Below are 12,930 nucleotides of genomic sequence, written 5' to 3'. Positions count from 1 at the left end.
GGCCCCAATCACTGCCGCTCAACCATGGCAACAATCGCTGCCCGCAACTCATCCTTGGCCTGCCCCGCCTCCAACTCCCCCGCCGCACTGATAACGCCGCTCGGCTCAAACCCACTCAACGCCGCTGTTCAGCGCCGCCCCATTGCGAGGTGTCCAGCGACCCGGCTAATATTGAGAACGATTCACACTCACAATTGGACGTCAGGCGTTGGACAGCACATCGACCCGCAAGCTGGGCTTTTTCTTCAGCGACCATCACCGCTGGCTGCTCCAACACATCCACAAGCGCCTGCGCAACCGCGCCGATGCCGAGGACACCGCCGCCGAAGCCTTCTGCCAGATGCTCGGTGCCCGTGTCGACCCCGACAGCATCCAGCAACCGCGCGCCTACCTCTCGACCATCGCGCGGCGGCTGATCTTCGATCGTCACCGCCGCCGCCAGCTGGAACAGGCCTACCTGGAGCGCCTGGCGCTGCTGCCGGAGCCGGTGGCGCCGTCCGCCGAAGAGCAACTGCTGCTGATCGAGGCGCTGGTGACCATCGACCAGGTACTGGACGGCCTGCCCGCCATCGTCAAGGCGACCTTCCTGTACAGCCAGCTCGATGGCATGAGCTACGTCGATATCGCCGCCAGGCTGCAGATCAGCGAACGCACCGTCAGCCGCTACATGAAGCAGGCCCTGCGCCAGTGCTACCTGTGCGAGGTGCAGCCGTGAGCCGCCGTCGGCTCGACGCGATCAGCGAACAGGCCATCGACTGGATGGTGGCGCTCAACGCCCGCACGCCCGACGATGCCCTGCTGCAACGCCTGACGCACTGGCTGCAGCAGGACCCCGGCCACCAGCAGGCCTGGGAGCGCCTGCAGCGCCGCCTCGGCCGGCCGGTCGCCACCTTGCGCGCCTTGGAACAACGCGCCCCAGGCCATGCCGCCGAGGCGCGCCAGGTGCTGCTGCAACCCACCCATTCACGTCGCGAGGTGCTCGCGGCCCTGGCCAGTGTCGGCCTGTTCGGTGGCGCCCTGTGGGGCGGCTGGCGCAGTGACACCACCCAGAACTGGCTGGCCGACCTGCACACGGGCAGTGGCGAGCGCCGCAGTTTTACCCTCGCTGACGGCAGCCGCCTGAGCCTCAACAGCGCCAGTGCCGTCGACCTGCACTTCGACGCAGGGCAGCGCCTGCTGGTACTGCGCCGTGGCGAACTGCTGATCCAGGTCGCAGCCGACCCCCACCGTCCATTGCGCGTGCGCACCGCCCAAGGGCAGGTCCAGGCCCTGGGCACCCGTTTTCTGGTCAGCCAGGAGGACACGGCCACGCGCGTCGTGGTGCTGGAGCACAGCGTGCGCACCAGCCTGCCCGACGGCCGCTGGCTCGACCTGCAGCAGGGCCAGGCGGCATTGCTGCGCAGCAACGCCATCGAACCACTGGCAGACGATCAACAGCCGCGCGCGGCCTGGCTGAATGGCCGCCTGGAGGTGCTCGACGAACCGCTGCAGGGGGTGATCGACGCCTTGCGCCCCTATCTGCGTGGCTATGTGCGGGTGGCCCCTGCCATCGGCAACCTGCGGGTACAGGGTGTATTCCCCCTCGACCAGCCACAGCAAGCGCTGCAAGCCCTGGCCGAGAGCCTGCCGATCAGCATCGAACACTACGGCCCGTGGCTGACTTTGATCGGCCCGGCGCAGGCACGCCAGAACAAATCATGAAAATCATTCTCAAACGTGTCCGGTTTTCATTTCTCGTTGCACCTATCTCCTGACAAGCCAATACAACCGGGAGAATTCCGTGCACAACCTCTGGCCCCGCGCCCTGCCCCTGGTCGCCGCCCTGACCAGTTTCAACGCCCTCGCCCAGGCGCAGACCCTGTCGTTCAACTTGCCTGCGGCGAGCCTGGCAGCCACCCTCAACCGCATTGCCAACCAGAGCGGCACCATCATCGCCCTGGAACCGGCGCTGGTGCGGGGCAAGCAGGCCCCGGCCGTGGTCGGCCAGATGAGCGCCGAGCAAGCCATGCAAGCGGCCCTGGCCGGCAGCGGCCTGCAATTGCGGGTGACCAGCAGCGGGCATTTCAGCGTGGCCCCGGCCAGCCAGAGCGAGGGTGCACTGGAGCTGGGGAGCACCAGCATCACCGACGACTACCTGGACGCCACCAGCGAAGGCAGCGGCTCGTATGCGGCCCGTGCCGTTACCCTGGGCAAAGGCACGCACAGCCTCAAGGAAATCCCCCAGTCGATCACGGTGATTACCCGCAAGCAGCTGGATGACCAAGGCATCACCGACCTGCAGGACGCCCTCAACCACACCACTGGGATCGTCGGTGCCCAAGGCATCGGCCCTGGCGTGGTGGTGACCTCGCGCGGTTTCCAGATCGACGACTGGCAGTACGACGGTGTGCCGATCCCGCGCAACAACTACTCGCTGGGCAACTGGGCGACCCAGGACCTGGTGTTCTTCGATCGTGTGGAAGTGCTGCGCGGCGCCTCCGGCCTGCTGCAAGGCACCGGCAGCCCGGGCGGTGCGATCAACCTGGTGCGCAAGCGCGGCCAGGCCACGCCGACCGTGACCGTCACCGGCAAAGCCGGCAGTTGGGACCACTATGGCCTGCAACTGGACGCCGGCGGCCCGCTCACCGCCGACGGTCGCGTGCGCGGCCGGATCGTCGCCGACGAAGACCAGAGTGACAGTTTCATCGATTACCAGTGGGGCAAGTCCCACTCCCTGTACGGTGCGCTGGACATCGACCTGAACGACGCCACCACGGTGGGCGCCGGGATCAGCTACAACCGCCAGGAGTCGCGGCCGATGCTGCGTGGCCTCCCCCGCTACGCCGACGGCACGCCCATCGACCTGCCCCGCTCGACCTTCACCGGCGCCCGCTGGAGCCGCGCCGAAACCGACGTGACCACCTACTACCTCGACCTCGCGCACCGTTTCAACGACGACTGGGCGTTCAAGGCCGCCGCCGTGCGCATGGACGAAACCAACACCTCCACGCACCAGCGCGTGCAGTCCACTGGCCAGGGCGTGGAGCCTGACGGCACCGGCATCACCTACGCCGACTGGATCACCGACTTCCACAACACCAAGCTCGGCCTGGACATGAACGTGATCGGCCACTTCGACACAGGCCCCCTGGCCCATGAGATCACCGTCGGCGGCAACTACTCCAAGCTGACCTCGGACGACGCCTACTGGCGCAACTTCGACGCGTCCGACGACAGCATCTTCGACATCGACCACAACCGCCCCGAGCCCAGCCGTGACAGCCTGTTCGACGGCGAGCTCGCGCGCGCCAACAGGGCCAGCTATGACATTCGCCAGAAAGGCCTGTATGGCGTGTGGCGGGTCAAGCCGACCGACGACCTGACCCTGATCGTCGGCTCGCGCGTCAGCTGGTTCGACTACAGCTGGGACTCGATCGACTTCAACAGCCGGACCGACCCCGGCAACCGCCACCCCACCAGCCGCATGACCGAGACCGGCGAAGTCACGCCGTACGCCGGTTTCATCTACGACCTGACCCGCGAATGGGCCTGGTACGCCAGCTACACCGACGTGTTCGCGCCGCAGACCGAACGCGCCGTCAACGACGCGCCGCTCAAGCCGGTGATCGGCAGCAACTACGAGACGGGCCTGAAGGGCGAATTGCTCGACGGCCGCGTCAACGCCTCGCTGGCCGTGTTCCGCTACGACCAGGAAAACCGCGCCGTCACCGACGTGGCCTCGGGATTTGCCTGTGACGACTGGTACTGCTCCACGGCGTCGGGCAAGGTGCGCAGCCAGGGCGTCGAGGCTGAAATCAGTGGCGAGGTGATGAGCGGCCTGCAGCTGTTTGCCGGCTACACCTACAACACCACCAAGTTCCTTGACGACCCGGAGGAAGAAGGCCGCGTCTTCAGCCAGTGGACGCCCAAGCACATGCTGCGTACCTGGGCCGACTACACCCTGCCGCTGGACGACCAGCGCTGGAGCACGGGCCTTGGCTTCACCACCCAGAGCCATACCCTGGGCTACGAGCGCACTTACACCGTGCCCGGCTACACCGTATGGAGCGCGCGCCTGGCCTACCAGCTGACCCCGGAAGTGAGCCTGGCGGTCAACGGCAACAACCTGTTCGACAAGAAGTACTGGGTGGCCGGCTTCAACCAGCTGAACGGCAGCAACAACTACGGCGAACCGCGCAACTTCATGTTCACGGTCAAGTACACACCCGAGCTCTGACCCCGTCTCATGCCGTCAATGGCCACTGCGCCAGGGGCCAGTACTGGCCTTTACGCGACTCGTAGAGCGTGAAGTGTCGGGCAGTCATGAAAAAGTCAGGCGCCACCGTTGCTTCCGGCGCCTGGCCGCGAAACTCCCGTGACAGGGTCAGGTGCGGCCGATACTCACGGGCCTGCTCGGCAACGCCCAGGGGCAGCAGCGCCTGCTGCAGGCCATAGACCAGGTGGCGCAATGCCGGCGGGGTTTCCTGCGGCTCAAGCACCAGCACATTGGCGCGGGGCCAGACCTTCAACTGATCGAGCAGCAGGCGCAGCGGCGCGCCCGGGCGGGCGAGGTTGTCCACCGCGGCGCAAATCGCCGGCACCTGCGCGGCATCCACGTTCCCCAGAAACAGCAAGGTCAGGTGGAAGTTCTCGCTCGGCACCGGCTTGCCGCTGCGCAGGTTCAGGCCGCGCCGCCACTGCGCGAGCGAACGCCGTTGGGCATCGCTGACCGACAGGGCGAAAAACAGCCGTTTGAAAGGGGCGCCACTGGGGCGTACATCCAGAACCATGGGAGCTCCTCACACCTAAAACGTTTGCGCAATCTGCAGGGCATTACACCTAAGTCGCCCAGCAATCACCCAACAATAGGTACAAACTGCCCCCATGATTGTTTATGCTGGCGAACTTATGCCATGGCGCATGGCCTTTTTTCGACAAGTAATCGTCCATGAAAATTGCACTCGTACTGATATTCGTCCTCTCGATCGCCTATGTTCACCTGCGCGGTCGGGTACGTCACAAGCTCAGCCGTCAGCTGGGTGACCACTCCAGCTTCCTGGCCCCGGTCAACAGCTTCCTTTACCTGTTTTCCAAGCATCCGGCCAAACCCTACCTGCCGGTGGAAGCCTTCCCCGAACTGCAGCCACTCAAGGACCACTGGCAGGAAATTCGCGAAGAAGCCCAGCGTTTGCTGCATGTCGGCGAGATCAAGAAGTCCGATAACTACGACGACGTCGGCTTCAACTCGTTCTTCAAGACCGGCTGGAAGCGCTTTTACCTGAAATGGTACGGCGAAAGCCACCCGTCGGCGATGAACCTGTGCCCGCGCACCACCGAGCTGCTGCAGGGCATCGGTTCGGTCAAGGCCGCCATGTTCGCCACCCTGCCTCCGGGCGCCAAGCTGGTGCGTCACCGCGACCCTTATGCCGGCTCCTACCGCTACCACCTGGGCCTGGACACACCGAACGACGATGGTTGCTACATCGACGTGGATGGCGAGAAGTATTCCTGGCGCGACGGCGAGGCGGTGGTGTTCGACGAGACCTACATCCACTACGCGGCCAACACCACCGAGCACAACCGCATCATTCTGTTCTGCGACGTCGAGCGCCCGCTCAAGTACCGCTGGGCCACCGCGTTCAACCGCTGGTTCAGCCGCAATGTCATGGCTGCGGCGGCAGCGCCGAACGATGCCAATGACAAGACCGGCGGCATCAATCGCCTGTTCACCCGCATCTACAAGATTCGTGAGCGCGGCAAGGCGCTGAAGAAGCGCAACCGCAAGCGTTATTACCTGGAAAAATGGCTGTTCGTGGCGGCGCTGGTGCTGGTGTTCGTCTATATCTGATGGCCTTCACCGGCTACCGTTGTAGGAGCGGCCTTGTGTCGCGAAAGGGCCGCAGAGCGGCCCCACAATGCTTGCGCCGCTGCTGAAATCCTGGGGCTGCTTTGCAGCCCTTTCGCGACACAAGGCCGCTCCTACAGTTGAACGCACAGACACCCATCTTCGACTAGCCTGTTAGCTCCACTCGCAACCTCCCCAAGGTGAAGACGATGAGCATGATGGACTGGGACGCCTACCGTAAGCAGTTGATGGCCGGCATCGGCGATATCAAGCAATTGTCCCCCGACACCGTGGCCGGCTACATGACCGCCAGCGGCGCCGGCGCCAAGACCAACCACCTGGATGCCAAGACCCGCGAGCTGATCTCCCTGGCCGTGGCCGTCACCACGCGCTGCGACGGCTGCATTGCCGTGCACTCGCAGCAGGCGGTCAAGCAGGGTGCCACCCGTGAAGAGATCGCCGAGGCCCTGGGTGTGGCCGTGGCGATGAATGCCGGTGCCGCGCTGGTCTACTCGGCGCGCGCCCTGGATGCGGTGGGCAAGGCCGAAGGCTGAACCGCAAACGGCGTCGCCGCCCTTGCGCGACGACGCCGCGCCGCCCAGACTTGGCGCCCTAGCCCCAACAGGTACCGCCATGATCCACATCCGCCCCATGACGCCCGACGATTTCGAGCGTTTCTGGCCGACCTTCCAGGCCATCGTCCAGGCTCGCGAAACCTACGCCTACGACCCCGCCCTGAGCGTCGAGCAGGCGCGCCAGCTGTGGCTGGAGCTGCCCCTGCACACGTGGGTGGCCGAACAGGATGGCGAGCTGCTCGGTTCCTACTACCTCAAGGCCAACGCCGCCGGCCCCGGCAGCCATGTCGGCAACTGCGGCTACATGGTCAGCGAGGCCGCCCGTGGCCATGGCGTGGCACGCCTGATGTGCGAGCACTCGCAGAAACTGGCGCGCCAGGAAGGTTTCCTGGCGCTGCAGTTCAACTCGGTGGTCGCCAGCAACGAAGTGGCCGTGGCGCTGTGGCACAAGCTCGGTTTCGACACGGTCGGCCGCTTGCCCAAGGCCTTCCGCCACGCCCGCCTGGGGCTGGTGGATTGCCTGGTGATGTACAAGTGGCTGGCGGACGAGCCGGTGGTGGAGAAACCACCGCTGCTGATCGGCCGCAAGAACATCGAGGCGCGGGTCTCGCGGCGGCGCGGGCGCTAGCCGTCAGCAGGCCTTCGAGGCCTCGCACACCCGGTGATAGGCGCGGTTGAAATACACCAGCCCATCATCGGCGCCACCCTGGCGGATTTGCTCGATCTCGCAGTAGAAGATGCTGTGCGAGCCCACTTCATGCACCTGGGCAATCCGGCAGTCGAAGTTCACCAGCGCTTCCTGCATCACCGGCGCACCGCTTTCCAGCACGGTCCAGTGGGTGGAGGCGAAGCGCTCTTCCATGCTCAGTTGGCGGTTGGCGAAGACCCCCGACAGTTCCTGATGGGTGCCGGCCAGCACGTTCACGCACAGCGCACCGTTGGCCTTGAACTGCTCGTTGGAATACGACGAGCGATTCATGCACACCAGCAAGGTCGGCGGCGCATCGGTGACGCTGCATACCGCCGAGGCGGTGAAGCCGAAGCGCCCTGCAGGGCCATCGGTGGTGATCACCGACACGGCGCCACCGAGCATTGCCATTGCGTTGCGAAATTGGGTTACGTCAACCATGGTCATGCTCCTCAGATATCCAGCACCAGCTTGTTGGACTTGGCCCGCGAGCAGCACACCAGGATCTGGTCGTTCGCGGCTTTCTCTTCATCGGTCAGGTACACGTCGCGGTGGTCCGGCTCGCCTTCGAGCACCTCGCACATGCAGGTGCCGCACACCCCCTGCTCGCAAGAAATGTCGATCTTGATGCCGACCTGGGCCAGGGCGTCGAGAATGCTCTGGCCCTCGGCGACCTGCACGGTCTTGTTGCTGCGCGCCGCGACCACCTCGAAGCTGGCGCCACTGGCATCGACCTCGACCTGGAAGTACTCCTTGTGGATGTGGTCCTCGGCGTAACCCTGCTGGCGCGCGCCGGCAATCACCCAGTCCATGAAACCCGACGGGCCACAGGTATACATATGGGTGCCGGTCGAACCCGCACCGAGCACGGCCTGCAGATCCAGGCGCTGGGCGGCGTCTTCGTCGTCGAAGTGGGTGACCACCCGATCGGCGAATGGCGCGCTGGCCAGGGCCTCGAGGAACGCACTGCGGCTACGCGAGCGGCCGCAGTAATGCAATTCGAAATCGGCGCCCTGCTGGTACAGGGCGTGGGCCATGGCGATCATCGGCGTGATGCCGATGCCGCCACCCAACAGGATCGAGCGGCGCGCATCGGCCGCCAGCGGGAACAGGTTGCGCGGTGTGCTGATCTGCACCTCGCGCCCCTCCACCAGCGCTTCATGCACGCCCACCGAGCCGCCACGGGAGTCCGGGTCCTTGAGCACACCCAGGCGATACACCGAGGCATCCGCCGGGTCGCTGCACAGCGAATACTGGCGCACCAGGCCAGGGGCCACGTGGATGTCCACGTGCGCGCCCGCCTCGAAGGCCGGCAGCGCCGCGCCGTCGGCCAGGGCCAGGTCGAGGACGACCACGTCGGCCCCTTGGATCTCGCGCTTGCGCACGACGACATTCAACAATTGTTCATTCATGACCGGTGTCCTGTAGTGATTCATCGCATGAACAGGCCGCCGTTCACGTCCCAGGTCGCCCCGGTGGTGAAGTAGGCCTCGGGCCGCGCCAGCTGCACGATCAGGTCGCCCAGGAAATCCGCATCGCCCAGGCGCTGCACCGGGATGTTCGCCAGCAGCCCCTGCAGGCGTTCGGCCGGCACGGCCGCATGCACTGCGGGCGAGTCGATCGGGCCCGGGGCGATGGCGTTGACGGTGACGCCGCGGGCGGCGAATTCCTTGGCGAAGATCTTGGTCAGGGTGACGATCGCGCCCTTGCTCGCCGCATAGTGCGCGCCGGTGGCGGTGCCGCCGTTCTGCCCGGCCAGCGAGGCCAGGTTGATGATCCGCCCGTAGCCGACCTCAGCCATGTGCGCGCCCAGTACCTGGCAGCCGAGGAACACGCTGCGCAGGTTCAAGCCGACCACGGCGTCGAACTCTTCCGGGCTGATCTGCATCAGCGGCGTGGTCTTGGTCACCGCCGCGTTGTTGACCACCACGTGCAGGGCGCCGAAGTGCTCCAGCACCTGGGCCAGGGCTTGCTCGAAATCGCCTTTGCTGGCGACATCGAGCTTGACCGCCAGGGCGCGCCCGCCTTTCCCTTGCAGCTGCTCGGCAGTGGCCTGGGCCAGGCCCAGGTCACGGTCCGAGACCACCACGTCGAAGCCTGCGGCGAGCAGCCGGGCGCAGAAGCGCTGGCCCAGCCCCTGCCCGGCCCCGGTTACCAATGCGACTTGGTTCATGGCCGGGTCCTCACAGGATGTAGCCGATACCGGCAAGGGTATCGTCGCTGTTGATCAGGCTGATCACCTTGCGCTCGATCTTGAAACCGCCCTCGGCACGCACCAGGGTGTAGGTCAGGTCGGCGCTGTAGTGCTTGAGGCTTTCCTTGCGGAACTCGCGGATGTTCTGCGCGGCACGCACGGTGACGTTCACCCCGTCATCGCCCAGCACGCGGATGCGCGAAATGCTGCGCACGGTGCGCGGCTGGGGGCTTGTGGAAATCGACTCGCCGCCGATCAGCCGCTGCACGCGCAGGCGGCGCATGTGGTGGTCGTCGTAGGCATAGTTCAAGGTGTTCTCGAAGTCGGTTTCCTTGGGGTTGATCGGGATGATGTAGGTCCCTTTCGCGGTCCACAGGTCCTGCCAGGCTTCGTACTCACCGTGGTCGAGCATGTCGCCTTCCTGCCAGATGAAGGCGGTGACTTCTTGCAGCAATTGCAAATTCATGGGGTTCTCCACACTCAGGCCGACATCATCTTTTTCCACTGCTGGTACGCCGCGCGCATGCCGGTTTCGGCACTCACGTCAGAGACCAGGCCATCTTCGCTTGGGCGTTCGCCCGGCAAACCGCGGTTGAGCATGATCCACAGGTTCTCGCCGGCATTGGCGCCCTTCTGCACGCGCTCCCAGGCCTCGGAATCGTCCGGGGTGCCGAAGCCCATCGGGCCCTGGAAGTGCTCGTGCAGGCGCAGGCGGTAGCGGTTGGCTGCGGCCGGGCCGCCGTCCATGGTGATCACCGAGTGGTGGATTTCGGTCTCGGTGACCGAGATCGGCTGCAGCACGCGGAAGAACGCCATCGAGCAAGCAACGTTGGGGAACAGGTTGAGGTTGAAGCCCGACCCGCCCACCGCACGCACGATGCGACGCACCTGGGGCTCGTCGATGCCTTCGTCACGCAGCTCGGCGGCCAGCGACTCGAAGCGTTCGGGGATCGGCTTGTCGAGGTCGGCTTCCAGGTCGACCAGCTCGGGGATCATCACCATCACGCTGTGGCCGTTGCCCAGGTCCTCGACGTAGCCAGGGCCTTTGACGAAGTCGAACAGCTCCAGGGTCTGTTCGTCCACGGACGACAGGAAGCTCTTGTGCACCAGCGGGAAGTGGTAGGCGTCGGTGGTGTTTTCCAGCTGGATCTTCCAGTTGCCCGGGAAGCGGAAACGGTGCTCGCCCGGCACCTTGATGCCATAGCCCGCGCCTTGCTTCATGAACAGGTCCATCCACTTCTTGGCCGCGCCGAGGAAGTCTTCCAGCGGCTCGATGTCGTCCTTGAAGGTGGCGAAGATCATGCCGGCATAGCTTTCGGTGCGCAGGCTGACCAGCGGCAGTTCGGCCTTGTCCAGGCAGTCGCCGTAGCTCTCCGGGTGCGGCACGCCGCGCAGCGAACCGTCGAGGGCATAGCCCCAGCCGTGGTACGGGCAGACGAAGCTGTTGGTCTTGCCTTTCTTGTGCTCGCACACCGTGGCGCCACGGTGGCGGCAGCGGTTGAGCAGGACATTGACGGCCTTCTTGCGGTCGCGCACGACGATCACCGGCTGCTTGCCGATGTAGGTGGTCTTGTAGCTGCCGGCCTCGGGGATTTCGCTCTCGTGGGCGACCCAGATCCAGGTGCTGTGGAAGATCTTTTCCAGCTCGGCGTCGAACAGCGCCGGGTCGGTGTACAGCGAGGTGTGGACGCGGTCGGGCTGAACCAGCTCGGCGGGGTCTACGCTCAGGTTGACGGCGGGAATCAGGTTAGTCACGGAAACACTCCTCCACTTCAGGTGCGCTGGATGATCAGTTCGCGGCCGACACGGGCCTCGACCTTGGCGTAGCGCCACAGCTTGTAAGGGCCGTCGCCCACGGCGGTGGTGCGGAACAGGTTGCAGGCGGCGTGCACGGTCTGGATGTCCGGGACGTCGGCCAGCAGGTAGGTGGTCCAGGGGAAGCCGTCGGACGGGCCGACCATGCTCTGGTCGTCGTCCATGTTGCCCAGCACGTCGACCCCGGCCAGGTCGTGGATGCCGTTCCACATCGCGCTGAAGGCGGCCCACACCTGCAGTTGCTCTTCACGCGGTGCATCGAAGAAGTTCTGGTTGATGCCCATGCAGAACAGCACGCGCAAGGCTTTCTTATCGCTCATGACAAATATCCCGAGAGTTACAGGTAGCCCGGAAGAGGCTGTTTACCGAAGAACATCGCCCCGGCGTTCTGGTAGGTGACGTCGCCCATGAAGGCGTGCTGGGTGACCACTTGCGCATCATTGACGCAGCGTGCCAGCGGGCTTTCGTTGTAGATGCCGGTCATGCCCGAGAGCAGCTGCGCACTGCGCGCCACCTCTGCGGCCACCCGCGCGGCATGGGTCGAGGACAGGCGCAGCAGGTTGGTCGCCTCCATCGGCACCGGGTCGCCGGCCAGCACGTGCTGCCAGGCGCGGTCGATCGATTCATAGAAGAACGCACGGGCCGAGCGCAGCGCGGCCTCGGCCTTGGCCACATCGACCTGGGCCAGCGGCCGGTCGGCCAGGGCCGGGGCGCCGGTCACCGAGATGCGCCCGCTGGCCATGCCCGACAGCTCGTCCAGGGCGGCGCGGGCGATCCCAAGGCCGACCACCGAAAGCACCTGGGTGGCGAACGACAGCGACGGGTAGCGGAAGAACGGCTCGTCCAGGTTCGGCTTGCCGCCGCGCACGAAGGTCCACTGCTCGCCCACCACCACATCCTCGACCAGCAGGTCGTGGCTGCCGGTGCCGAGCAGGCCGACGGTGTCCCAGGTTTCTTCGATGCGTGCCTGGCTGCGCGGCATCACGGCCAGGCGCGGCAGGTCGAGCTTGTCGCCATTGCGCGGGGCGATGCCGACACCGACGATGTCGGCGCCCATGGAGCCGCTGGAGTACTTCCAGCGGCCATTGACCTTGAAGCCACCGGCAACGATTTCGGCAGGCTGCGGCGGGAAGATGCCCCCGGCGAAGACCGTGTCGGGGCTGTTGCCGTAGATCTCGGCGATGGTCTCCAGCGGCAGGGCCGCCAGGTACACCGGGCTCATGCCGAAACTGGCCACCCAGCCGGCGGAGCCGTCGGCGTGGGAAATGCGTTCGATCATCTCGCAGAACGCGCCCGGCGAGCATTCGAGCCCACCGAAACGCTTCGGCACCAGGGCGCGGTAGACGCCGTGGGCCTTGAACGCATCGATCACGTCGCGGGAAATATGGCGTTGGCGATCGAACTCACCCTGACGGGCACGATCACGAACACCGTCAAGCAGAGCCTCGAAGGCAGGGCCACAGGCAAGCGCCGACTCGGGCGCGGCACGCAGGCAAAGCGAATCCATGGACATTCTCCGTCTCAGGCGCGGTTTTCTTGTTGAGGCTGGTGTCGGTAGACAGGAGGTGAAATGGCAAGGCGAGCCACAGGGAAGCGGCGGCCATGCAGGGGGGCAAAGGCGGGTTCGTGCGGCATGATCTGTCTCTCTTGTTTTAGGTGCCGATGACAAATATTTGCGGTCATTTACGTGAATTGTCAATTGAATTTTCACGCATAAATTTGCGATTTTTCCTGCCACCCAAAGCCAATGCACTCCAGCAAATACGGTTATCTATCTGATTTTTAATGGTTTTTATGGAAAATCCGAAGCCAATCATGAAACTAAAAAAACTAA

General features: G+C 65.0%; 14 protein-coding genes. 6 read left to right on the top strand and 8 right to left on the bottom strand.

All coding sequences use genetic code 11. From position 1 onward, the window contains the following. Window positions 1-208: 208 nt before the first annotated feature. From ACIPZG_RS09450 to ACIPZG_RS09440, 3 genes are all read left to right on the top strand, one after another. A complete protein-coding gene (locus ACIPZG_RS09450; RefSeq protein WP_008096819.1) occupies window positions 209-715 on the top strand; it encodes a sigma-70 family RNA polymerase sigma factor in 507 nt (168 codons plus the stop codon). Beyond that, window positions 712-1,701 carry a FecR family protein gene (locus tag ACIPZG_RS09445; RefSeq protein WP_400712658.1) on the top strand — a complete coding sequence of 330 codons (990 nt, stop codon included), beginning with the start codon at window positions 712-714 and terminating at the stop codon, window positions 1,699-1,701. The genes ACIPZG_RS09450 and ACIPZG_RS09445 overlap by 4 nt, the downstream gene beginning before the upstream one ends. A 79-nt stretch (window positions 1,702-1,780) precedes the next feature. After that, complete coding sequence (locus ACIPZG_RS09440; protein WP_400712655.1) at window positions 1,781-4,216, top strand: TonB-dependent siderophore receptor; 2,436 nt, start codon at window positions 1,781-1,783, stop codon at window positions 4,214-4,216. A gap of 7 nt (window positions 4,217-4,223) precedes the next feature. On the opposite strand, the gene thpR is transcribed toward ACIPZG_RS09440, so the two are convergent. Continuing rightward, window positions 4,224-4,769, bottom strand: coding sequence for an RNA 2',3'-cyclic phosphodiesterase (gene thpR, locus ACIPZG_RS09435; RefSeq protein WP_400712652.1), 546 nt, complete (start codon window positions 4,767-4,769; stop codon window positions 4,224-4,226). A 158-nt stretch (window positions 4,770-4,927) separates the two neighbouring features. On the opposite strand from thpR, the gene lpxO reads away from it, so the two are divergent. From lpxO to ACIPZG_RS09420, 3 genes are all read left to right on the top strand, one after another. Further along, entirely contained in the window at window positions 4,928-5,827 is a 900-nt protein-coding gene (lpxO, locus tag ACIPZG_RS09430) for a lipid A hydroxylase LpxO (protein WP_400712649.1), read from the top strand. A 206-nt stretch (window positions 5,828-6,033) separates the two neighbouring features. Further along, window positions 6,034-6,378 (top strand): carboxymuconolactone decarboxylase family protein, encoded by a 345-nt coding sequence (locus tag ACIPZG_RS09425; RefSeq protein WP_008089065.1) that lies wholly within the window; start codon window positions 6,034-6,036, stop codon window positions 6,376-6,378. 79 nt (window positions 6,379-6,457) lie between these two features. Continuing rightward, a complete protein-coding gene (locus ACIPZG_RS09420) occupies window positions 6,458-7,027 on the top strand; it encodes a GNAT family N-acetyltransferase (protein WP_400642058.1) in 570 nt (189 codons plus the stop codon). Window positions 7,028-7,030: 3 nt separating this feature from the next. Here the strand turns inward: ACIPZG_RS09420 and ACIPZG_RS09415 are convergent, their stop codons facing one another. From ACIPZG_RS09415 to iacA, 7 genes are read right to left on the bottom strand one after another with little or no spacing between them, the layout of a single operon-like run. Next, window positions 7,031-7,528, bottom strand: coding sequence for a flavin reductase (locus tag ACIPZG_RS09415; protein WP_008089597.1), 498 nt, complete (start codon window positions 7,526-7,528; stop codon window positions 7,031-7,033). Window positions 7,529-7,539: 11 nt separating this feature from the next. After that, on the bottom strand, window positions 7,540-8,499 hold the full coding sequence (locus tag ACIPZG_RS09410) for a PDR/VanB family oxidoreductase (RefSeq protein WP_400642059.1): 960 nt from the start codon (window positions 8,497-8,499) through the stop codon (window positions 7,540-7,542). Window positions 8,500-8,519: 20 nt separating this feature from the next. Continuing rightward, window positions 8,520-9,260, bottom strand: a complete 741-nt coding sequence (locus ACIPZG_RS09405) for an SDR family NAD(P)-dependent oxidoreductase (RefSeq protein WP_400712646.1) — start codon at window positions 9,258-9,260, stop codon at window positions 8,520-8,522. Window positions 9,261-9,270: 10 nt separating this feature from the next. Further along, the gene (locus tag ACIPZG_RS09400; RefSeq protein ID WP_008089600.1) at window positions 9,271-9,747 is read right to left on the bottom strand and encodes an aromatic-ring-hydroxylating dioxygenase subunit beta; all 477 of its coding nucleotides are present in this window, start codon (window positions 9,745-9,747) and stop codon (window positions 9,271-9,273) included. Window positions 9,748-9,761: 14 nt separating this feature from the next. Beyond that, the gene (locus tag ACIPZG_RS09395; protein ID WP_008089601.1) at window positions 9,762-11,036 is read right to left on the bottom strand and encodes a Rieske 2Fe-2S domain-containing protein; all 1,275 of its coding nucleotides are present in this window, start codon (window positions 11,034-11,036) and stop codon (window positions 9,762-9,764) included. 17 nt (window positions 11,037-11,053) lie between these two features. Continuing rightward, a complete protein-coding gene (locus tag ACIPZG_RS09390; protein ID WP_008089604.1) occupies window positions 11,054-11,416 on the bottom strand; it encodes a hypothetical protein in 363 nt (120 codons plus the stop codon). A 17-nt stretch (window positions 11,417-11,433) separates the two neighbouring features. Continuing rightward, complete coding sequence (gene iacA, locus ACIPZG_RS09385) at window positions 11,434-12,603, bottom strand: indole-3-acetate monooxygenase (RefSeq protein WP_400712642.1); 1,170 nt, start codon at window positions 12,601-12,603, stop codon at window positions 11,434-11,436. Window positions 12,604-12,930: the final 327 nt, after the last annotated feature.

The organism is Pseudomonas sp. NPDC089395 (genome assembly GCF_044749525.1).
Taxonomy (GTDB): domain Bacteria; phylum Pseudomonadota; class Gammaproteobacteria; order Pseudomonadales; family Pseudomonadaceae; genus Aquipseudomonas.
The sequence above is the reverse complement of the archived record's forward strand: the minus strand, read 5'-3'. Positions and strand labels throughout refer to the sequence as shown.